The organism is Sphingomonas lycopersici, assembly GCF_026130605.1.
In the GTDB taxonomy this organism is placed as follows: Bacteria; Pseudomonadota; Alphaproteobacteria; order Sphingomonadales; family Sphingomonadaceae; genus Sphingomonas; species Sphingomonas lycopersici.
In genome coordinates this window covers 1-20,118 of sequence record NZ_JANFAU010000013.1, presented here as the reverse complement: position 1 = coordinate 20,118, position 20,118 = coordinate 1, and the positions used below count along the sequence as shown (strand labels likewise).

The window sequence follows — 20,118 nt, the reverse complement described above, 5'->3', positions numbered from 1 at the left end:
TCAGGCCGCTTTTGGGTGATCTTCGCTGTTCTCGACCGTCGCGCGCAAACCCAAAGCGGTGAGCACCTTCAGTAAGGTGTCCAGCGTTGGGTTGCCGTCTTTGCTCAAGGCGCGGTGCAGCGCCTGCCGTTTGAGCCCCGTTTCCTCGGCCAGCTTGGTGAGGCCGCCCCGCGCGCGGGCGATCGTGCCAAGAGCATGCGCGACATAGGCCCGATCACCGCTGGCAAGCGCATCGGCAAGCAATTCACGCTGCGCTTCGTCATCGCCGACCAGATATTTCGCCGCATCGAATGCGAGCCCAAGCTCAGCCGTCACTCTCGGATCCTTCCATCACGTCCCCCGGTGGATTTCCTCGGCCATCCGATACGCCTGCTCGATATCCCGGCGCTGGCTCTTCTTGTTGCCGCCGCAAAGCAGGATGATGATCTCCTCCCCCTTGATCGTGAAATAGACGCGATAGCCGGCACCATGGTCATGCGGAGCTCGCTGACCTTCCCGCCCACCGATTTGGCGTCGCCGAAATTCCCGGCTTCGATACGAACGATGCGGATCGCTATCCGCGCCGCCGCACGGCGATCCTTGAGGCCCTCGATCCAATCGGCGAATCGGGCGGTCGGGATAACCGCGAACACGCGTCACATATAGGTGACGCCGCAGCCGCGTCAACTAAAAGTGACGCCTTCTTAGGCTGGGTGTCGGATTAACTTACAGATAACCATATTCCGCTCGCGAGAATCGGCGGATTTCCGCGGCTGGCATATCGCTTGCTTCTGATCCGGCATGTGGTCCCGCATCGCCCGTCTGTTCGTCATCAAGACCAAGTTCGAGGCGTTCCTCGTGATCTTCTCGCTCGGCACCGGGGCGATAGAGCGCGGGGTGCATTATCTGCAGCAATATCCTGGCTACGGCGGCTGGCTGCTGTTCGCCGCTTGCCCCGTCGCGGTGTTCATGGCCGGCGCGCGCATCCTGGAATCGGTCGAACGCAATAGCTGAGCTGCGCCGAAGCGAGCCCTCGCGACGATGAAGCGATGTTGATATGTTGTAACATTGCGTTTAGCCGGTCCTCATGAACCGAACATATGCCCATAGGTCGCTTCCGCTCGCCGGCATTGTTGCCGCACTGATCGCCACCCCCGCCGTCGCCGAGGATAATCCGGTCGCGCAGGACACCGTGCCGCGCGATGTGATCGTTACGGCGCCCGTCGCGCGCAGCGAGACCGACGTGCTGCAAGGCACCTCCGTTCTCTCGGGCGAAAAGCTCGACCGCGAATTGCGCCCGACGATCGGCGAGACGCTCGCGCGGCTTCCCGGCGTCTCCGCCACCTCGTTCGGGCCAAGCGCGTCGCGGCCGATCCTGCGCGGCTTCCAGGGCGATCGTATCCGCGTGCTGACCGACGGGGTCGGTTCGGTCGACGTGTCGAACACCTCGGTCGATCATGCGGTGGTGATCGATCCGCTGCTCGCCGAACGGGTCGAGGTGCTGCGCGGCCCGGCGGCATTGCTCTACGGCTCGTCGGCGGCGGGCGGCGTGGTCAATGTGATCGATTCGCGCATCCCGCGCAGCGTCCCGAGCAACGGCTATCGCCTCAACGCCACCGCCGGCTTCGGCAGCGCGGCGACCGAGCGCTCGGTCGGCGCAGCGGGGGATGTCGCGGTAACCAGGAACCTCGTGCTCCACGCCGACGGCTCGTATCTCAAGGCCGACGACCTCCGTATCGGCGGCTATGTGCTGTCGCGCAGCGCGCGCGCCGCCGCTTTGGCCGCGGCGCGGGCGGCGCCCGACGATGAGATCGACTTCGCCGCCTCCGCGCGCCTCAAGGGCCGGCTGCCCAACACCGCGGCGAAGACCTGGACCGCCGGGCTCGGCGCGGCGCTGATCACCGACACCGGGTCGCTCGGCGTGTCGTACAGCCATTATGACAGCCTCTATGGCGTGCCGATCCGCTATGCCACCGAGCCCGGGCAGGAGCAGGAGGCGCCGCGGCTCTCGGTCGTCCAGAACCGCTTCGATCTGCGCGGCGAGGTGCAGACCGGGGGCGGCTTCCTCGATCGCATCCGCGCGCGCGCGGCTTATGCCAATTACCGCCATTTCGAGCTCGAACCGAGCGGCGAGATCGGCACGCGCTTCTACAACAAGGGCCTCGAAGGGCGCCTCGAATTCGTCCAGGCCAATCGCGGCGGCTGGAGCGGGGCGAGCGGCGCGCAATATTTCAACCGCCAGTTCAACGTCGTCGGCGAGGAAGCCTTCCTGCCGCGCAACAATACCGAACAGGTCGGGCTCTTCACGCTCCAGCAATATGAGAATGGCGCGTTCAAGGCCGAGGGCGGGGTCCGCTACGAGCATACCAATCTCGCCGCGCTCAACCCGGCGGACGATCTGCGCTATTTCAACGGCAAACGCCGGTTCGACACCTTCTCGGGCTCGCTCGGCGCGTCTTACGGCATCGCCGACGGGGTGCGCATCGGGCTCAACGCCTCGCGCACCGAGCGCGCGCCGTCGGCCGAGGAATTGTTCGCCAACGGCGCCCACGCCGGGACGCAGGCCTATGAGCTCGGCAACCCCGATTTCCGCACCGAGAAAAGCTGGGGGCTGGAGGCGACGCTCCACGCGCATAGCGACGGCTTCAGCCTCGATGCCTCGGCCTATTACAATTGGTTCGACGATTACATCTACGAGAACCAGACCGCGCAATCGGTCTGCGCCGCCGCCGCCGCGCCGTCCGGACGCGAGGTGGAATTCCCCTGCTTCCAATATCAGCAGGCCAAGGCGCGCTATTATGGCTTCGAGATCGATGTCTCCAAGCGGCTGGCGCGGATCGGCGGACATGCGATCAACGCCGACATCCTCGCCGATTATGTCCGCGCGTCGGTGGTGGACCTGAGCCCGGTGCCGCGCATCCCGCCGCTGCGCGTGCTCGGCGGGGTCGAGGCGCAGGGCGACCGCACCAGCGCGCGGGTCGAGCTGGAACATGTCTTCCGCCAGACGCGCATCGCCGCGTTCGAGACCGAGACGGCGCCTTATACGATGGTCAACGCATCCTTCTCGTTCCGGCCGTTCGCCGGCAACGAGAAGACCAGCATCATGATCGCGGCGAACAATATCTTCGACGTCAACGCGCGGCGCGCCGCAAGCGTGCTCAAGGATTTCGCCCCGCTCGCCGGGCGCGATATCCGGGTGACGTTGCGGATGGGACTCTGAACCCGCCTTAATCGTCATCCCCGCGGCGGCGGGAATCCATTAACGCTGGGCTATGCGATAGAAGCGCACCGACAGCGAGAATGGATTCCCGCCTTCGCGGGAATGACGGAGGGTTTACCGTGGCCCGCGCCAGATCTTCAGCCGCGCGTCGGGCGCCAGCCCGCCCTGATGCGCGGGGCAGGTCGTGTAGTTGAAGCCCTTGTCGGTGCACAGCCACACCTCGTCGAGCCAGCCTTCGCGATTGGCGGTGATCCGCATCATATCGGCGCGCATCCCCGGATTGGCGCGCGCCAGCGCGGCGGCGAACTGGCCGGCGGTGAGCGGGCGGCGCGACAGCGCGTTCATATCGGGATAGCGCAACTTGCCGTACATCGCGGTCGAGCGGCGGAAGAAGGTCGCCGGGGTCTCGCCCTTCATGCAGGTGCCGTGCTTGGCCCATTCGTGCTGGAGCAATTGCACCGAGGGGGTCGCGCACAGATTGGCGGCGATCACCTTGGGGGGCACGAGATCGGTCGCGGTGCAATATTGCGGCCAGTCCTTCCCCTCGCCGTCCGGCCACAGACCGTGGAGCACGAAGCCGAAGCGGTTCTTGCCGCATTGCATCCGCGCCGCCGGATCGTGCATCCGGGTGCGGCAATATTGCGGCGACCAGCTGATCGCCAGCGTATAACCGCCGATCGGCAGCAGCCGCTGCGGCTCGCGCTCGTTAGGCAGATCGGGATGCGGCGCGGCGAGATCGCGCGGGACGGCGCAATGATAGGCCTGCGCCGCGGCGACGCCGGGCAGCGCCGCGACCGTCGCGGCGGCAAGGACAAAACGGTCGATCAAGCAATATCTCCGTTGGTCGGCTCCTCGCCGAACCATAGTTTCGCGTCCGGTTTGAACAGCATCACTGCCGCCGCGACGTAAAGCAGCGACACAAGCACCGCGAGCAATGTGGCGAACAGCGGCACGGTGCCGCTCGCCAGCGCATAGAGGTTGCGCGCGACGCCGAGCAGCGAGAGCGCGGCGAACACCGTCACCACCCATTTCGCGGCGATGCTGGGGTTGCGCGCGGTGAAATACCACAGGGTGACGCTGATCACGATCCCGACCACCAGCGCCGCCGGCATGATCCATTGCAGATTGCCCAGCGCCGGATTGGCGCCGAGCTGCGCCGCGCGCCCCTGCCACGACAGCGCCGAGGCGACGAGCCCGAGGATGAAGGAGCCGAGGTACAATTGTTCGTACCTGACGATCGACGATGGCCGTTGCATGATTCGTTCCCCTTGTCGCCCGCCGGCAGGTTAGTGCCGCGACCCCGCCGTGCAAGGCGGTCGCGGAGCGTGGTTGGAAAATGCGGTCGGGGGTGCCTTTCCGCTCCCTTCTTTCTTCTCCCCTCCCTGGTGAAGGGAGGGAAGAAGAAAGAAGATGGACGCGCGCCCTCAGGCCGGCGCGAAATCCAGCCCGATGTCCGCCGCGGGCGCCGATTGGGTAATCCGCCCGACGCTGACATAGGTCACCCCGGTTTCGGCGATCGCGCGGATCGTCTCCAAGGTCACCCCGCCCGACGCCTCGGTCGGCACCCGGCCGCCGATCAATGTCACCGCGCCGCGCAGGTTGGCCGGCACGAAATTGTCGAGCAGCAGCCAGGTCGCCCCGGCGGCGAGCGCGGGCTCGATCTGGTCGATGCGGTCGACCTCGACGATGATCTCGGCGATCCCCGCCGCCTTGGCGCGCGCCGCGGCCTCCGCCACTCCGCCGGCGACCGCGACGTGATTGTCCTTGATCATCGCCGCATCCCACAAGCCCATGCGGTGGTTCTTCGCCCCGCCCATGCGGGTGGCGTATTTCTCCAGCCGGCGGAGGCCGGGAATCGTCTTGCGCGTATCGAGCAGGGTCGCGCCGGTGCCGCGGATGCGATCGACATAGGCGCGGGTCAGCGTCGCGATCCCCGACAGATGCTGCACGGTGTTGAGCGCCGAGCGCTCGGCGGTGAGCATCGCGCGCGCGCTCCCCTCCAGCCGCATCAGATCGGTGCCGCGCGGGACGGTCGCACCGTCCTCGACCAGCAATTCGATCGACACATCGGCGTCGAGCGCGCGGAAGAAAGCGGCGGCAATCTCCAGCCCGGCGACGGTGATCGCGTCGCGCGTATCCATCACCGCGCGGAACCGCGCCTCGGCCGGGATCACCGCCGCGGAGGTGACATCGCCCTTGTCGCCGAGATCCTCGGCCAGCGTCGCGCGGACGAAGCCGTCGAGATCGAATCCGTCGAGCGCGAACGTCATGGCAATACCTCCCCGGCGGCGACGCCCCACAAGCGCGACATCTCGACATAGCCCGCCTGCCCGTGGACGTCGAAGCGGCACCAGCCGCCGCCGCACTGGCTCAGCCGCCCGACCACCCCCGGCTCGGCGCGCCATACGATCTTGGCGTCGGCCGCGGGCTTTTCGCGCAGCTCGGCGATCGTGCCCTGGATGATCGCGGTGCGGCGCTGGCTGATCATATTGCCCTGCATCCAGCCCTGCACCCCGGCCGGATCCTCCACCTTGCGCCACTCCTTGAACGTATCGACCACCCGCACCGGCAGATCGGCGCGGACATAAAGCCAGGTCGCGGGATAATTGCGCCCCGGCCCGCTGCGCATCCGCGCGCGCGCCGGCGCGATCGACGCGAAATACGGATCCTTGCGTGGCGGCGGATCGGCGGCGAACGCGTCGCTGGCGATCACGCCGCCGGCGATCGCTACCATCATCCATTTCGATGCTGCCCGCATCTCAACCCTCAATTGCCGGCGCGATCGGAAGGTGTCGCGCGTCAAACGACCGTTGACGCCAGCCGAGCCGTTCGCCAAGCCCTTTTCATGGTTGATACGCGACGCTGCGCCAATCCCAGGGTGATCGTCACCCGCGAGCTGCCGGACGAGGTGATGGATCGGCTGGAGGCGTTGTTCGATACCCGCAACAACCGCACCGACCGCGCGATGACCCGCGCCGAGCTCGCCGAGGCGATGGCCAATTGCGATGTGCTCGTCCCCACCGTGACCGACTCGATCGATGCCGAGCTGATCGCCGGCGCGGGCGAACGGCTGAAACTGATCGCCAATTTCGGCGCGGGGGTGAACCATATCGATCTGAAGGCGGCGCGCGCGCGCGGTATCATCGTCACCAACACGCCGGGCGTGCTGACCGAGGATACCGCCGACATGACGATGGCGCTGATCCTCTCCGTCCCGCGCCGGCTGGCCGAGGGCGAGAAACTCGTGCGCTCGGGGCAGTGGACCGGGTGGAGCCCTGGCGGGATGCTCGGCCACCGCATCGGCGGCAAGGCTTTGGGCATCATCGGCATGGGGCGGATCGGGCAGGCGGTCGCGCGGCGCGCGCGCGCGTTCGGGCTCGCGATCCACTATCACAACCGCCACCGGCTGCCGAAGGTGGTCGAGGCCGAATTCGGCGCGCAATGGCATCCCAATCTCGACGAGATGCTCGGCGCGATCGACATCCTGACGATCCACACCCCGCTCAACGACGACAGCCGCGACCTGATCGACGCGCGCCGCATCGCCTTGCTGCGCCCGCATGTCTTCCTGATCAATTCGAGCCGCGGCGGGATCGTCGACGAGGATGCGATGGTCGCCGCGCTCGAACAGGGCCGGCTCGCCGGCGCCGGGCTCGACGTATGGCGCCACGAGCCGGAGATCGACCCGCGGCTCCTCGCGCTGCCCAATGTGGTGATGATCCCGCATATGGGATCGGCGACCTATGAGGGGCGCATCGCCACCGGCGAGAAGGTGATCGCCAATATCCGCATGTGGTCCGACGGCCACCGGCCGCCCGATCAGGTGCTGGAGGGCTGGGCTTAACCACCGCCTCGTTAAGGCAGGATTCCCACTCCCCGTTCGGGCTGAGCTTGTCGAAGCCCTGTCCTTTTCTTCCGAAGAAGAAGTGCAGCCCTTCGACAAGCTCAGGGCGAACGGGTAGCTTATCAGGCCGCCTCGCGCACCTCATTGTCGCGCAGCCCCTCGAGCACGCGGTGGCAGTGCAGCCGGCACAATTCCTCATGCCGGACCGAGGCGCTGTTGCTCAGCGAGCGGATCGCCTGGATCGCTTCGTCATGGGCGCGGCGGGCGTGATAGGCCAGATCGCGATCGGTACGCATCGCACGGGGCTCCTTTCCGGTACGAGGGCTTGATAGCCCCTCACCGTGTCAGCCGCGTGTCAGCAATGTTGCGCGGCGGAGATCTATGCCTCCGCCCGTCGCATATCTTGCTCCCCTCCCTCGCTCAAGGGAGGGGAGAAAAGCGCTCAGTCGCCGGTCAGGATGCGGTCGACGAGCTGCTTCACCGTCGGCACGAAGCCGTTCGAATAGAAGGGATCGCGCTTGAAGTTGAACGCGGCATGCCCGGCGAACATCAGATTCTGCTCGGTATCGCCGCCGTGCGCGATCTCCTGCAGCGTCTTCTGGATGCAGAAGCTGCGCGGATCGGCGAGCCGGCCGGTCGAATTGGTCTCGGTATCCGCCCAGCTCGAGAACAGGCACTGGCTGAGGCAGCCCATGCAATCGGCCTGATCCTTGCGGATCTCGATCTTCTCGGCCGGGGTGACGAACACCAGCGTATTGTCGGGGGTCTTGAGCGCGTCGGTGAAGCCCTCGCCATACCAGGCGCGCGCGCGCAGCAGGTCGTTGCGCGTCACCCAGAAATTCTTGCCCTTCACGCCCACGTCGAGCTGGAACACATGGTCCCCGGCTTCCTGCGTCGAGAAAGCGATCTGGCGATCCGAGCGCGCCTCTAGATTGCGCAGGAACGGGTTGCGCACCGCCGACGAATAGAAACCGGTCGGCGAAAAACGGTGAAGGAGGACATCGCCCTCCTCGATCGTCATCAGCCGTTCCTTCCACCCCTGCGGAATCGGGCTTTCCTGCGTCAGCAGCGGGCGGGTGCCATATTGGAAGGCGATCTGCCCCAGTTCGGGATTGTCGATCCAGTCGTTCCAGTCGCGCAGATACCATACGCCGCCGGCCATCACGATCGGGGTCGAATCCGGGATGCCGCCCTCGCGCATCGTCTCGCGCAGCGCCTTGACGCGGGGATAGGGATCCTCGGGCTTCAGCGGGTCTTCGGCGTTGGACAGGCCGTTGTGCCCGCCCGCGAGCCACGGATCCTCATAGACCACCGCGCCGAGCAGATGCGCGACCTTCGAATAAGCGCGCTTCCACAAGGCGCGAAAGGCGCGCGCCGAGGAGACGATCGGGAGGTAGTGGACATTGTACGACGCCGCGATCTCGGAGAGCTTGTACGGCATCCCCGCGCCGCAGGTGACGCCCGCGACCATCCCGCGGGTCCGCTCGAGCACGCCGTTGAGCACGCGCTGCGCGCCGCCCATTTCCCACAGCACGTTGATGTTGATCGCGCCCTTGCCCCCGGCGATGTCGAACGCGCGCTTGACCTGCTGCACCGCACCCTCGACCGCATAAGCGATCAGCTCTTCGTGGCGCTCGCGCCGGGTGAGCGCCTTATAGACCTGCGGGACGATGCGGCCTTCCGGGTCGTAGCTGTCCGCATTGACCGCCGACACCGTGCCGATCCCCCCCGCGGCGGCCCAGGCACCGGCGGACGCATGATTGGTCGCCGCCACGCCCTTCCCACCCTCGACGAGCGGCCACACCTCGCGGCCGTTGTAGACGATCGGCTTCAGACCCTTGAACACGTAGTTGGTCATCCTTCGGACATAATTTGGCCCGCTATAGCGCAAGGGCCGCGGGATGCGAGTAAATTGATCGTGTCCAGCAGCCTAGCACCACCGGCCGCTCATAGCACATCATCGCCCCGCGGCGCGATGCGATCGGCTAACCGCCCAGTACGCCCGGCCGCCCCAACGCCGCCTCGTAGAGTGCGGCGTAACGCGCGATCATCACCCCTTCGTCATATTCCGCGCGCGCCTTGGCCCGATTGGCGGCGCCGACGCTGGCGCGCAGCCCGGCATCGGCGAGCAACGGCTGGATCGCGTCGCGCAGCCGCACCTCGCCAGGAAGCTCGGTGATGAAGGGCAGATTCTCCGCCGCCACCATCTGCGCCACGTCCCCCACCGGCGGGGCGACGATCGGCAGGCCGGCGGCCATCGCCTCCACCACCGAGATCGGGAATTGCTCTGACCGAGACGACAGCGCGAGCAGGTCGAAATGCCGCATATAGCGATAGGGCCGATCGACGAACCCGGTCAGCACCACGCGATCGTCGATCCCCATTGCCATCGCGGCGCGCTCGATCGCGGCGCGCTCCGGCCCCTCGCCGACGATGACGAGACGGTATTTGCCCGCCAGCCCGCCGACCGCGCGGACCAGCGCCGGCAGATCCTTCACCGCGCGCAGGCCGGCAACGGTGCCGATCACCACTTCCTTGGGCTTGCGGACGAAGCCGGGGAGCACCTTGGGCTCGGGATCGCGCGCATAGGCCATCGTCGCAATGCCGTTGGCGATGCGATGCACCTTGCCGCGCGGCTGCTTCCAGGTGTCGAGCGCGATCCGTTCGAGCGTCATCGAGGGCACCGCCAGCGCATGCGCCGCACCGAGCGCGACGCGGCGATAGACGTTGCGCTCGCGCTTCAGCCCGGCCGCTTCGTCTTCGTTGAAGCCGTCTTCGTGATGGACCAGCGGCGGCGCGCCCTTGGCGAACACGCGCCGCGCCATGGCGCCGTCGATCGCGCCCCAATTATAGCTCAGCACCAGATCGAACCCGCGCATATAGCGCGCGATCGCCTCGTAGCGGCGCACCGACGGCCGCCCGGCGAGCGGCGGCGGATCCTGCGCGATCTCGTAGCGGATGCCCTTCTCGATCCGCTCGCGCGCGCCGTAATGCCCTTCCATCGACGAGACGATGACATGCCGCGCGCGATCGCCGAACGCATTCATCAGCCGCACCGCGCGCGCTTCCTTGCCGCCGAGGTCGAAGGTCGAATGGAGGTGGAGGATGCGGATCGGCTGCGCCATGCTTCCGCCCTAGCCGATCAGGCGCGGTTCCGTCACCCGATCAAACGCTTGGGCACATGCGTAATCCGGCACGCGAGATCGGCCTCGCCGCTTGCGACGATCCAGTAATCGCCGCCGTCGGCGATCCCCGTGGTGAACACCACGCTGTCGAGATACATCAGGTCGCGCAGCGGCTCGGTGAGCGCCGGCGCCGGTTCGATCAACGGGGTCTCGCCGAACGCCACCGTCCGCCACGGCGCATCGCGGGCAAGGATCGTCCAATAAGTGCGATAGATGCCGACCACGCCGTGCGGCTCCACCCCGTGCCACAAGGTGAGCCACCCCTTATCGGTCGCGATCGGGGGGGAGCCGCCGCCCATCCGCGCGGTGGCGATCGTCGCCGAATGCGGGCGGATGCCGGGATGTTCGCTCGGCTTCCAATGCAGCGCATCGGGCGAGCTGGCGAGGTTGATCGACGGCCCGGCGCGCCATTCGCTATCGGGCGGGTAAGCGAAATAGAGGTCGCCCAGCGGCCGCGTCTGCGCCCAATATTTGCCGTCGATCAGCCCTTCGAAGATCAGCATGTCCTTGTTCTGGTGATCGAGGACGATCCCCTCCAGCGTCCAGTCCACGGCATCGTCGCTGGTGTAGAGCGTGGTCGAATGCCGCTCCGGGCTGACCGAACAGGTGGTCATCAGGAAGCGATCGCCGACCCGGCTGATCCGCGCATCCTCCACCCCATAGCATTGCCAGCTCGCGGCGGGAACGATCGCGCGGTCGTAATGGACCGCCTCGACCCGCCGCCCCTCGGGATCGAGCTCGACCGGGAGCAGCCACGACAGCGAGGTGAGCGCCATCACCCGCCACCCGCCGCCGCGCATCATGAACTTTCGCGGATCGGCGGTGTCGACCAGCGCCAGCGGCCAGGGATCGAGCACGCAGCTTCCCGCATCCCAGCGGACGGCGCGGACATGCCCCTCGACGATCGGCTCCTTGAGCGCCTCCGCCACGCGGACCATCAGCAGCAGGTTGCCGTTCGCCAGCCGGGTCATCCCGGGATTGAACGCCCCGAGCACGATCGTCTCGGCGTCGATCCGCCCGGCGAGCGGCGATCGCGCGAGATCGACGTCGTGCGGGGTGAAGATCAGATGATCGAGCGGAAAGGTCATCGCGGCTCCGGGATCAGGTCATCATGCGCACGACTACGACCGTTCGGGCGAGGTGATCCCCCCGTCGAGCGCAATATGACAATCGCCTCAGGCGGCGGCAGGTTCCCGCGCGGCGCGCACCAGCAGCCGGTCGATCGCGCCCTGCACCCCCGGCTCGTCGAGCGTCGGGGCGTGGCCGATTCCCGGCAGGGTGACGAGCTCGGCATCGGGCAGGCTCGCCGCCATCCGTTCCGCCGTCGCCGCCGAGAGGATGTCGGAGCGCCCGCCCCGCACGATCAGCACCGGCACGTCGTTCAGCCCGGCGAGCGCGCGCCACATGTCCGGCCCCGCCTCCGCCCCCGGAACGCGGAACGGCTCGGCGATCTTGAGATCGTAATCGAGCACGATCCGCCCCGCGCTGTTGAGGCGATAGAGCCGCTTGGCCATCGCCAGCCATTGCTCGACGCCCCAATCGGGATAGACGTCGGCATTGCTTTCCGCGACCGCGCGCGCGGCGTGCATCCAGGTCGGGAAGACACTCGGCTTGCCGACATAGCTGCGGATTCGCGCCAGCCCCGCCGGCTCGATCTCCGGCCCGACATCGTTGAGCAGTGCCCCCGCGATCCGCCCTGGCAGCATCCCGGCGAGCAGCATCGTCACGATCCCGCCGAGCGAAGTGCCGATCGACACGAACCGCGTGATCCCCGCGGCCTCGAGCAAGGCCGCGATATCCTGCGCATAGACGAGCGGCGAATAGCTCATCGGATCCTTGGCATAAGCGCTTTCGCCGCGCCCGCGGAAATCAACCGCGATCACCCGCCGCGGCCCCGCGAGCCGCGCCGCCACCCCGGCATAATCGCGCGCGTTGCGGGTCAGCCCGGGGAGGCACAGCACCGGCAAAACCCCCGCGTCGCCCGGATAATCGCGGGCGTGGAGCCTCAGGCCGTCCCGCGACCACCAAAACAGATCCTGATAGGCGGCCATGCTTGAACCTTTGCTATCGCAGCCCCCATATCGCCGGATGCCCCTCGACCCGCAAGCTTACCGCCCCGAACAGACGATCCTTTCGCTGGGCGACGCCTTTTACGATCCGGTCGAGGCCGCACCGTTCCGCGAAACCCGGCTGCGTTTCCGCAACGACCGCGCCGCGCGCGAAGTGGGGCTGGACGCGCTGACCGACGAGGAGTGGATCGCGCATTTCGGCCGGTTCGCGCCGCTGCCGGGCACATTGCCCGGGCCGCTCGCGCTGCGGTATCACGGCCATCAGTTCCGCGTGTACAACCCCGAGATCGGCGACGGACGCGGCTTCACCTTCGCGCAGCTACGCAACCGCGACGGGCGGCTGATGGACCTCGGCACCAAGGGCTCGGGGCAGACGCCGTGGAGCCGCTTCGGCGACGGCCGGCTGACGCTGAAGGGCGGGGTGCGCGAAATCCTCGCGAGCGAGATGGTCGAGGCACTCGGCGTCCCCACCTCGCGCAGCTTCTCGCTGATCGAGACCGGCGAGCAGCTCTACCGCAACGACGAACCCTCGCCGACGCGCTCGGCGGTGCTGGTACGGCTGAGCCACGGCCATATCCGCATCGGCAGTTTCCAGCGGCTCGCCTATTTGCGCGAGGACGAGGCGTTGCGTCGGCTGGTCGGCTATTCCTTACGCGCACTCTATGGCGAGGATAGCGACGATCCGCTGCGCCTGCTCGATCTCGTCCTCACCCGCACCGCGACGCTGGCCGCACGCTATATGGCGGCCGGGTTCGTCCACGGCGTGCTCAATTCGGACAATATCAACATCACCGGCGAAAGCTTCGATTACGGCCCGTGGCGGTTCGCGCCGACCTGGGACCCTGCCTTCACCGCCGCTTATTTCGACCAGAACGGGCTCTATGCCTTCGGCCGCCAGCCGGAGGCGATCCACTGGGACGTGATGCAGCTTGCCGCCGCATTGCGCCCGCTGGCCGAATCCGAACCGCTCATCGCGCTGCTCGAAAGCTTCGGCGAGCGTTACCAGCCGGCAATCACCGACGCCTTGCTGTGGCGGCTGGGGCGCAAGCCGATCGACCCGGCGAGCGACCGCGCCCTGGTGCAGGCGATCGAGCGCGGGTTGCGCGCGAGCGGCGTCGGCATCGACCGGTTCTTCTTCGATGCCTTCGCCCAGCCGCTGCCCGAAGGTTACGGCGCGCCGTGGGACGAGGCGCGCGCCGCGCTGGATCGATATGCACCGCGTGCCCCGCGCACGCATGCCTATTGGCGCGGCGAGGCGCCGTGTTCGATGCTGATCGACGAGGTGGAGGCGATATGGGCGCGGATCGCGGAAAACGATGATTGGTCGGCGCTTGACGTCAAGGTGGCACAGATCCGCGAAATGGCGGACGCGCTGCGGCTTGTCGAAGACAGGTGATTGTCTCTACACGATGATTGCGGCCGGGGGCGGCCGCGCATTTCGGGGGACGGGATGGCTGATCGATGACCGGTGAACTCGTCTCGTTCGAGCCTGCGACGAGCGCGGAACTGTGGCGCGGCGCGATCAGCGATGTCGATGCGGAAGTGGCCGCGGCGCGCGGCGGCTGGGCGACCTGGGCGGCGCGCGCGCTGACCTATCGCATCGAAACGATGCGGCGCTTCGCCAATGTCGTGCGCGCGCGCGCCGATGCCTTTGCCGATTTGATCGCGCGCGAAACCGGCAAGCCGCTGTGGGAAGCGCGCACCGAGGTCGATTCGGTGATCGCCAAGGTCGACATCTCGGTCAGCGCTTATGCCGAGCGCACCGCGCAGCGCCGGCTCGATTCGCCGATGGGCAGCCGGATGGCGTTGCGCCACAAGCCGCACGGCGTGCTCGCGGTATTGGGGCCGTATAATTTCCCCGCGCACCTGCCCAACGGGCATATCGTCCCGGCGCTGATCGCGGGCAATGCGGTGGTGTTCAAGCCGTCGGAAAAGACCCCGGCGAGCGGCGCGTTCCTGGTCGATTGCCTGCGCGAGGCGGGGGTGCCCGAAGCGTGCATCCGCATCGTGATCGGCGGCCCCGATCAGGGCAAGGCGCTCGCCGCGCACGACGGGATCGACGGGCTGTTGTTCACCGGCTCGGCGCGCACCGGGCTCGCCTTGAACCGCGCCTTCGCCGAGAAGCCCGAGAAGATCCTCGCGCTCGAAATGGGCGGCAACAACCCGATCGTGGTGTGGGACACCCCCGATCTGTGGCAGGCCGCGGTGCTCGTCGTGCAATCGGCCTTCACCACCGCGGGGCAGCGCTGCACCGCCGCGCGGCGGCTGATCGTCGACGAGAAATTGTACGAGCCCTTGCTCGCCGAGCTCGAGAAAGTGCTTGGGCGGCTGATCGTCGACGAGCCCTTCGCCACCCCCGCGCCGTTCATGGGGCCGGTGATCGACAATGACACCGCGGATCAGCTGAGCGAGAGCTTCCTTGCGCTGCTGATGAAGGGCGGGCGCCCGATCCGTCACCTCGAACGCCCGGCGGCCGACCGTCCCTTCCTGCTCCCCGGGCTGATCGACATGACCGAGGCGCGCGACAAGCCCGATATCGAATTGTTCGGCCCGATCCTCCAAATCGTCCGCTGCCACGATTTCGACGATGCGATCATCGAGGCGAACGATACGCGCTACGGCCTGTCCGCCTCGCTGATCAGCCAGACTCCGCAATTGTTCGACCGCTTCTGGGCGCGCGCGCGGGCGGGGATCGTCAACTGGAACAAGCCGACCAACGGCGCGTCGTCGGGCGCGCCGTTCGGCGGCGTCGGCTGGTCGGGCAACCACCGCCCGAGCGCTTATTATGCCGCCGATTATTGCGCCTATCCGGTGGTGAGCAACGAAGCCGACGCCGCCCGCGCGGCAATCGGGATCGGGCTGCGCGAAGGGTGAGGCGCTAAGGCGCGCCCCTCCTTGCCCCTTCTACTCCCCTCCCTCGTGAAGGGAGGGGCTGGGGGTGGGTATGAGGCGCGCGGGCCGGTGGCCCCCCCCCCCCGGGCCAACCACCCCCGCCCCCTCCCTTGTTCAAGGGAGAGGAGAAAAGCGCTACGCCACCCGATCGGGCTGCGCGGCGATCAGCGCCTCGAGGAACTGGCGCACCTCGCCCTCGATCGGGATCGGCCGCCCGGTCGGCAAATGGACGTTGACCGTCACCATCTCGATCTCGGTGCAGAGCTCGCCGCGCTGGTTGGCGAGGTCGATCCTTTTGGTGATGCTGGTCGAGCCGATCCGCTCGATCCGCACCGACGCCTCGATCGTATCGCCCCACACCAACGGCCGCAGATAATCGACCGACGCGCGGCGGACGTGGAATTCGGTTTCGAGCCAGGCCTTGCCGAGCACTTCGCCGATCCCGGTCCATTGCCAATATTCGGTCTCGGCGACATCGGCATATTCGAGATAGCGCGAGTTGAACACCACGCGCTGCCCGTCGATCTCGGCGTAACGGACTTTGAAGCGGGTGGAAAAAGCGAAGCCGGGGCGTGTCATGCCGCATCGATGCGGCGATGCGGCGCGCGCGTCAACCGAACACCAATTTCGCGCCGACCAGCGCGAGCGTCACCGCGAGGATCGGCACCAGCACGCGATCGGGGACGCGGGTCGCGACGAGGCTGCCGATCACGATCCCCGGCACCGATCCCGCGAGCAGCGACACCAGCAGCGACAGATCGACCGCGCCGAGCGAAAGATGCCCCAGCCCCGCGATCAGCGTGAGCGGCACGGCATGCGCGATATCCGAGCCGACCAGCCGTTTCACCTCGAGCCGCGGATAGAGCACGAGCAGCGCGGTCATCCCCAATGCCCCCGCCCCCACCGAGGTGAGCGAGACGAGCGTGCCAAGGATCGCGCCGAGCAGCACGGTCAGCCACGCGATCCGCCCTTCGTCGAACCGGCCGAAGCGCGGCGCGAGCTTGTCGACGATCCGCGCGCGGAACAGGATCGCCACCGCGGTGAGCAGCAGCGCGCTGCCGAGGATCGTCGCGACGAGATGCCCGGTGTCGGCCGAGCGGTGCGTGGCGTAGCTCAGCGCGACAAGGGTCGCGATCGTCGTCGGCACGCTGCCGGTCGCGAGCCGGCGCACCACCCGCCAGTCGACCGTCCCGCGCCAGCCATGGACCGCCGTCCCCACCGTCTTGGTCGCGGAGGCATAGAGCAGGTCGGTCCCCACCGCGGTCACCGGGTGGAAACCGAACACCAGCACGAGCAACGGCGTCATCAGCGATCCGCCGCCGACGCCGGTCAGCCCGACGAGCAGGCCGACCAGCACGCCGGCAAGCGAATAGAACGGATTATAGACGATCACATATGCCCCGCGGTCAGCCTATCCGTGGCGGACCGCGCGCGCATGATCGCCTGCGCCGCCCACCGTCACCCGGCGGTGCGCGCGGGGGTGTTGACGCCCATCGATTGCAGATAGCGTTTCACGTTGCGTGCCGCCTGGCGGAGCCGTTGCTCGTTCTCGACCATCGCGATGCGCACATAACCCTCGCCGTTCTCGCCGTAGCCGACCCCTGGCGCAACCGCGACCTGGGCGTGAGTCAGCAATTGTTTGGAGAACTCAAGGCTACCTAGGTGCGCCAGCGCCGGCGGCAGCGGCGCCCAGGCGAACATCGAGGCGCGCGGGCTCGGGATCTCCCACCCGGCGCGCGCGAAGCTTTCGACCATCACGTCGCGGCGCTTGTGATAGAGTTGGCGGTTCTTCTCGACGATATCCTGCGGCCCGTTGAGCGCGGCGCAGGCCGCCGCCTGGATCGGGGTGAAGGCGCCGTAATCGAGATAGGATTTCACCCGCGTCATCGCCGCGATCAGCTGCTTGTTGCCGACCGCGAAGCCGATCCGCCAGCCCGCCATCGAATAGGTCTTGCTGAGCGAGGTGAATTCGATCGCGACGTCCTTGGCGCCCTTGACCTGGAGGATCGAGGGGGTCGGATTGCCGTCGTAATAGAGCTCCGAATAGGCAAGGTCGGAGAGGATCCACACCTTGTTCTCGCGCGCCCACGCCACCAGCCGCTCGTAGAAAGCGAGATCGACCGTCTCGGCGGTCGGGTTCGACGGATAATTGACCACCAGCACCGAGGGGCGCGGGACGGTATAGGCCATCGCGCGTTCGAGGCTTTCGAAATAATGTTCGTCGGGGGTGGTCGGCACCGCGCGGATCGTCGCGCCTGCGATGATGAAGCCGAAGGTGTGGATCGGATAGGAGGGATTCGGCGCGAGCACGACATCGCCCGGCGCGGTGATCGCGGTGGCGAGGCTGGCGAGCCCCTCCTTCGATCCCATCGTCACCACCACCTCGGTTTCGGGATCGACATCGACCCCGAAGCGGCGGGCGTAATAATTGGCCTGGGCGCGGCGCAGCCCCGGAATCCCCTTTGACTGCGAATAGCCGTGGGCGGAGGGCTTTTGCGCGACCTCGCACAATTTCTCGATGACATGCGCCGGCGGCGGCAGATCGGGATTGCCCATGCCGAGATCGATAATGTCCTCCCCTGCCGCGCGCGCCGCTGCCCGCATCGCATTGACCTCGGCGATGACATAAGGGGGCAGGCGCTTCATGCGGTAGAATTCGTCGGACATTGGAACTCCTTTCGGTTCGCACGTCATACCGTGTCCGGCGCGCGGGCGACAGGGCCAAGCGGCAAAAAGCCGGGCTTGCGGGTTTGGCGAGGGGCAAACGGGTCGGATTCACGCTCCGCCGTCACCCCGGCCCCGAGCCGGGTGGCGATGTGATTGTGTTGGCCGAAGCCGCTTTCGCCCCCATCCAGAGTTACGGGCGACGGCACCTGAGGCTCTGGATGCCGGGTCGAGCCCGGCATGACGAGAAGGGGAAAGCGCAAAAACCGGGTTCTGCTGATTGCCGATCCGGCCTAGGCTAGGCAGCCGCCCCCGAGTCAGCGGCCGGCGGTTGCGTCGAGGAGAGGTTGATGACCGATACCCAAGCCCCCGGCCTGGCCGATCTCCAGCGCTGGACCTGGGTACTGGGGCGGGCGCAGCAGATGATGATGGAACAGGGGCTGGCGACGATGCAGGCGCCCGCGACCGGCGCGCCGGTGGTGCCCGGCATCAACGACCCCGCGACGCTGCAACGCGCGAGCGACTTCTGGCAGAACAGCCTCACCTTGTGGCAGCGCTTCCTCCAGCCCGGCGAGGCGACCGAGCAACAGGACGCCGCCCCGCGCGACAAGCGCTTCAAGGCCGAGGCATGGCGCGACAATCCGCTGTTCGCGTGGATCCGCGAAAGCTATTTGATGATTTCCGATCATCTGCTGAGCAGCGTCGACGCGATCGAGGGGATCGATGCCAGGCAGCGCGAGCAATTGCGCTTCGCCACCAAGGGCTTCATCGATGCGATGAGCCCGACCAATTTCGCCTTCACCAATCCCGAGGTGATCGACAAGACGATCGAGACCGGGGGCGAGAATCTGCTCAAGGGTCTGCAGCATATGCTGACCGATATCGGGCGCGGGCAACTCACCCACACCAGCGGCGACGCCTTCGAGGTCGGGCGCAATCTCGCCACGACCCCCGGCAAGGTGGTCAAGCGCACCCCGCTCTACGAACTGATCCAATATAGCCCGACGACCAAGCAGGTGCTGTCGATCCCGCTGGTGATCTTCCCGCCGTGGATCAACCGCTTCTACATCCTCGATCTGACCCCCGAGAAAAGCTTCATCCGCTGGTGCGTCGATCAGGGGATCAGCGTGTTCATGGTCTCGTGGAAATCGGCCGATGCGTCGATGGCCGATGTGACGTGGGACGATTATATCGCCGCGCAGATCGACGCGATCGACACGGTGCGCGACGCGCTCGGTGTCCCCGCGGTCCACACGATCGGCTATTGCGTGGCGGGCACCACCCTCGCCGCCACGCTGGCGCTGCTCAGCGCGCGCGGCGAGGCGGAGAAGGTGGCGAGTTCGACCTTTTTCACCGCGCAGGTCGATTTCACCCGCGCCGGCGACCTCCAGAATTTCATCGACGACGATCAGTTCGCGCTGATCCGCTCGCTTTCGCCGCAGGGCTTCCTTGACGGGCGTTATATGGCGGCGACCTTCAACCTGCTGCGCGGGCGCGATCTGATCTGGAATTACGTCACCAATAACTATCTGCTCGGCAACGATTATGCGCCGTTCGACCTGCTCCACTGGAACGGCGACACGACCAACCTGCCGGCGAAATGGCACCTTTCCTATCTGACCGATCTCTATCGCGACAACCGGCTCGCCCAGCCCGGCGCGATCTCGGTCGCCGGCACCCCGCTCGATCTCACCAAGGTCAGGACGCCGAGCTATATCCAGGCCGGCCGCGAGGATCATATCGCACCGGCGGACAGCGTGTGGAAGCTGACCGGCATCTTCAGCGGGCCGCTGAAATTCGTCCTCGCCGGCTCGGGGCATATCGCCGGGGTGGTCAACTCGCCGGCGGCGAACAAATATCAATATTGGACCAACCCGGCGAAAACGAAGACGCTCGACGAATTCGTCGCGGGCGCGACCGAGATCAAGGGAAGCTGGTGGCCCGACTGGGTCGATTGGCTCCGCACGATCGATTCGACCGAGGTTGCGGCGCAGCGCGCGCGGGTGCCGGGCAAGGGCAAACTCGCCGCGCTCGAGGACGCGCCAGGGAGCTACGTAAAGGCAAGATAGCGTGCCGATCCACGCCGGTTACCGTCGGCGAAGGAGCACCCCTTTCTGTGTCCTCGCGAAGGCGAGGTCCTAGGGTCCGTACTCAATCAGCTTGCGGTTGAGTGATTTGGCTGATTCAAAGCTTCTGCTTGAAGCGGAGGCGGTGATGGCGAGCCAACTGACCTGGTTGAGCGATGCGGAGTGGGCTCGGATCGAG

At 66.9% G+C, this 20,118-nt stretch carries 20 protein-coding genes; 6 read left to right on the top strand and 14 right to left on the bottom strand.

What is annotated here, in order from left to right; translation table 11 throughout:
• Both NED98_RS19235 and NED98_RS19230 read right to left on the bottom strand, forming a co-directional pair.
• Nucleotides 1–315, bottom strand: a complete 315-nt coding sequence (locus tag NED98_RS19235; protein WP_265314089.1) for an addiction module antidote protein — start codon at nucleotides 313–315, stop codon at nucleotides 1–3.
• 15 nt (nucleotides 316–330) lie between these two features.
• Nucleotides 331–666, bottom strand: coding sequence for a hypothetical protein (locus tag NED98_RS19230; RefSeq protein ID WP_349293277.1), 336 nt, complete (start codon nucleotides 664–666; stop codon nucleotides 331–333).
• A gap of 114 nt (nucleotides 667–780) precedes the next feature.
• On the opposite strand from NED98_RS19230, the gene NED98_RS19225 reads away from it, so the two are divergent.
• Nucleotides 781–993: a hypothetical protein gene (locus tag NED98_RS19225; protein ID WP_179512365.1), complete on the top strand. Its 213-nt coding sequence runs from the start codon at nucleotides 781–783 to the stop codon at nucleotides 991–993.
• Nucleotides 994–1,066: 73 nt separating this feature from the next.
• Nucleotides 1,067–3,199, top strand: coding sequence for a TonB-dependent receptor (locus NED98_RS19220; RefSeq protein WP_265314088.1), 2,133 nt, complete (start codon nucleotides 1,067–1,069; stop codon nucleotides 3,197–3,199).
• Nucleotides 3,200–3,313: 114 nt separating this feature from the next.
• Here the strand turns inward: NED98_RS19220 and NED98_RS19215 are convergent, their stop codons facing one another.
• The 4 genes from NED98_RS19215 to NED98_RS19200 all read right to left on the bottom strand — a co-directional run bounded on the left by NED98_RS19215 (nucleotide 3,314) and on the right by NED98_RS19200 (nucleotide 5,957).
• Entirely contained in the window at nucleotides 3,314–4,027 is a 714-nt protein-coding gene (locus NED98_RS19215; RefSeq protein WP_265269563.1) for a ribonuclease T2 family protein, read from the bottom strand.
• Nucleotides 4,024–4,455, bottom strand: a complete 432-nt coding sequence (locus NED98_RS19210) for a hypothetical protein (RefSeq protein ID WP_179512368.1) — start codon at nucleotides 4,453–4,455, stop codon at nucleotides 4,024–4,026. Before NED98_RS19210 ends, NED98_RS19215 begins: the two co-directional genes overlap by 4 nt.
• A 168-nt stretch (nucleotides 4,456–4,623) precedes the next feature.
• Nucleotides 4,624–5,469, bottom strand: a complete 846-nt coding sequence (gene nadC, locus NED98_RS19205) for a carboxylating nicotinate-nucleotide diphosphorylase (RefSeq protein WP_179512369.1) — start codon at nucleotides 5,467–5,469, stop codon at nucleotides 4,624–4,626.
• Nucleotides 5,466–5,957: an SH3 domain-containing protein gene (locus NED98_RS19200; RefSeq protein WP_265269564.1), complete on the bottom strand. Its 492-nt coding sequence runs from the start codon at nucleotides 5,955–5,957 to the stop codon at nucleotides 5,466–5,468. Before NED98_RS19200 ends, nadC begins: the two co-directional genes overlap by 4 nt.
• A gap of 87 nt (nucleotides 5,958–6,044) precedes the next feature.
• Here NED98_RS19200 and NED98_RS19195 point away from each other — a divergent pair, with 87 nt between their 5' ends.
• Nucleotides 6,045–7,043, top strand: a complete 999-nt coding sequence (locus tag NED98_RS19195; RefSeq protein ID WP_265314087.1) for a 2-hydroxyacid dehydrogenase — start codon at nucleotides 6,045–6,047, stop codon at nucleotides 7,041–7,043.
• A gap of 122 nt (nucleotides 7,044–7,165) precedes the next feature.
• Here NED98_RS19195 and NED98_RS19190 read toward each other — a convergent pair whose 3' ends face one another.
• The 5 genes from NED98_RS19190 to NED98_RS19170 form a co-directional block, all read right to left on the bottom strand.
• On the bottom strand, nucleotides 7,166–7,339 hold the full coding sequence (locus tag NED98_RS19190; RefSeq protein ID WP_179512371.1) for a hypothetical protein: 174 nt from the start codon (nucleotides 7,337–7,339) through the stop codon (nucleotides 7,166–7,168).
• A 146-nt stretch (nucleotides 7,340–7,485) separates the two neighbouring features.
• Nucleotides 7,486–8,889, bottom strand: a complete 1,404-nt coding sequence (locus NED98_RS19185; protein ID WP_179513720.1) for an NAD(P)H-dependent flavin oxidoreductase — start codon at nucleotides 8,887–8,889, stop codon at nucleotides 7,486–7,488.
• 139 nt (nucleotides 8,890–9,028) lie between these two features.
• Entirely contained in the window at nucleotides 9,029–10,168 is a 1,140-nt protein-coding gene (locus NED98_RS19180) for a glycosyltransferase (protein WP_265314086.1), read from the bottom strand.
• A 32-nt stretch (nucleotides 10,169–10,200) separates the two neighbouring features.
• Entirely contained in the window at nucleotides 10,201–11,316 is a 1,116-nt protein-coding gene (locus NED98_RS19175; protein WP_265314085.1) for a glycoside hydrolase family 130 protein, read from the bottom strand.
• A gap of 87 nt (nucleotides 11,317–11,403) precedes the next feature.
• Nucleotides 11,404–12,279 carry an alpha/beta fold hydrolase gene (locus NED98_RS19170; RefSeq protein WP_179512374.1) on the bottom strand — a complete coding sequence of 292 codons (876 nt, stop codon included), beginning with the start codon at nucleotides 12,277–12,279 and terminating at the stop codon, nucleotides 11,404–11,406.
• 37 nt (nucleotides 12,280–12,316) lie between these two features.
• Here NED98_RS19170 and NED98_RS19165 point away from each other — a divergent pair, with 37 nt between their 5' ends.
• Both NED98_RS19165 and astD read left to right on the top strand, forming a co-directional pair.
• Entirely contained in the window at nucleotides 12,317–13,693 is a 1,377-nt protein-coding gene (locus tag NED98_RS19165; protein ID WP_179513721.1) for a protein adenylyltransferase SelO family protein, read from the top strand.
• A gap of 65 nt (nucleotides 13,694–13,758) precedes the next feature.
• Entirely contained in the window at nucleotides 13,759–15,171 is a 1,413-nt protein-coding gene (gene astD / locus NED98_RS19160) for a succinylglutamate-semialdehyde dehydrogenase (protein WP_265314084.1), read from the top strand.
• A gap of 153 nt (nucleotides 15,172–15,324) precedes the next feature.
• Here astD and NED98_RS19155 read toward each other — a convergent pair whose 3' ends face one another.
• The 3 genes from NED98_RS19155 to NED98_RS19145 all read right to left on the bottom strand — a co-directional run bounded on the left by NED98_RS19155 (nucleotide 15,325) and on the right by NED98_RS19145 (nucleotide 17,856).
• The gene (locus NED98_RS19155) at nucleotides 15,325–15,768 is read right to left on the bottom strand and encodes an acyl-CoA thioesterase (protein ID WP_179512376.1); all 444 of its coding nucleotides are present in this window, start codon (nucleotides 15,766–15,768) and stop codon (nucleotides 15,325–15,327) included.
• A 31-nt stretch (nucleotides 15,769–15,799) separates the two neighbouring features.
• On the bottom strand, nucleotides 15,800–16,579 hold the full coding sequence (locus tag NED98_RS19150) for a sulfite exporter TauE/SafE family protein (RefSeq protein ID WP_179513722.1): 780 nt from the start codon (nucleotides 16,577–16,579) through the stop codon (nucleotides 15,800–15,802).
• A 68-nt stretch (nucleotides 16,580–16,647) separates the two neighbouring features.
• Nucleotides 16,648–17,856 carry an LL-diaminopimelate aminotransferase gene (locus NED98_RS19145; protein ID WP_179512377.1) on the bottom strand — a complete coding sequence of 403 codons (1,209 nt, stop codon included), beginning with the start codon at nucleotides 17,854–17,856 and terminating at the stop codon, nucleotides 16,648–16,650.
• A gap of 347 nt (nucleotides 17,857–18,203) precedes the next feature.
• On the opposite strand from NED98_RS19145, the gene NED98_RS19140 reads away from it, so the two are divergent.
• Nucleotides 18,204–19,922, top strand: a complete 1,719-nt coding sequence (locus NED98_RS19140) for a PHA/PHB synthase family protein (protein ID WP_265314083.1) — start codon at nucleotides 18,204–18,206, stop codon at nucleotides 19,920–19,922.
• The last annotated feature ends 196 nt before the right edge of the window (nucleotides 19,923–20,118 follow it).

Coding starts and splice junctions, on each gene's coding strand:
- NED98_RS19225 (WP_179512365.1), top strand. CDS start 781: ATGTGGTCCCGCATCGCCCGTCTGTTCGTCATCAAGACCAAGTTCGAG.
- NED98_RS19220 (WP_265314088.1), top strand. CDS start 1,067: ATGAACCGAACATATGCCCATAGGTCGCTTCCGCTCGCCGGCATTGTT.
- NED98_RS19210 (WP_179512368.1), bottom strand. CDS start 4,455: ATGCAACGGCCATCGTCGATCGTCAGGTACGAACAATTGTACCTCGGC.
- nadC (WP_179512369.1), bottom strand. CDS start 5,469: ATGACGTTCGCGCTCGACGGATTCGATCTCGACGGCTTCGTCCGCGCG.
- NED98_RS19200 (WP_265269564.1), bottom strand. CDS start 5,957: ATGCGGGCAGCATCGAAATGGATGATGGTAGCGATCGCCGGCGGCGTG.
- NED98_RS19195 (WP_265314087.1), top strand. CDS start 6,045: ATGGTTGATACGCGACGCTGCGCCAATCCCAGGGTGATCGTCACCCGC.
- NED98_RS19190 (WP_179512371.1), bottom strand. CDS start 7,339: ATGCGTACCGATCGCGATCTGGCCTATCACGCCCGCCGCGCCCATGAC.
- NED98_RS19180 (WP_265314086.1), bottom strand. CDS start 10,168: ATGGCGCAGCCGATCCGCATCCTCCACCTCCATTCGACCTTCGACCTC.
- NED98_RS19175 (WP_265314085.1), bottom strand. CDS start 11,316: ATGACCTTTCCGCTCGATCATCTGATCTTCACCCCGCACGACGTCGAT.
- NED98_RS19170 (WP_179512374.1), bottom strand. CDS start 12,279: ATGGCCGCCTATCAGGATCTGTTTTGGTGGTCGCGGGACGGCCTGAGG.
- NED98_RS19165 (WP_179513721.1), top strand. CDS start 12,317: ATGCCCCTCGACCCGCAAGCTTACCGCCCCGAACAGACGATCCTTTCG.
- astD (WP_265314084.1), top strand. CDS start 13,759: ATGACCGGTGAACTCGTCTCGTTCGAGCCTGCGACGAGCGCGGAACTG.
- NED98_RS19155 (WP_179512376.1), bottom strand. CDS start 15,768: ATGACACGCCCCGGCTTCGCTTTTTCCACCCGCTTCAAAGTCCGTTAC.
- NED98_RS19145 (WP_179512377.1), bottom strand. CDS start 17,856: ATGTCCGACGAATTCTACCGCATGAAGCGCCTGCCCCCTTATGTCATC.
- NED98_RS19140 (WP_265314083.1), top strand. CDS start 18,204: ATGACCGATACCCAAGCCCCCGGCCTGGCCGATCTCCAGCGCTGGACC.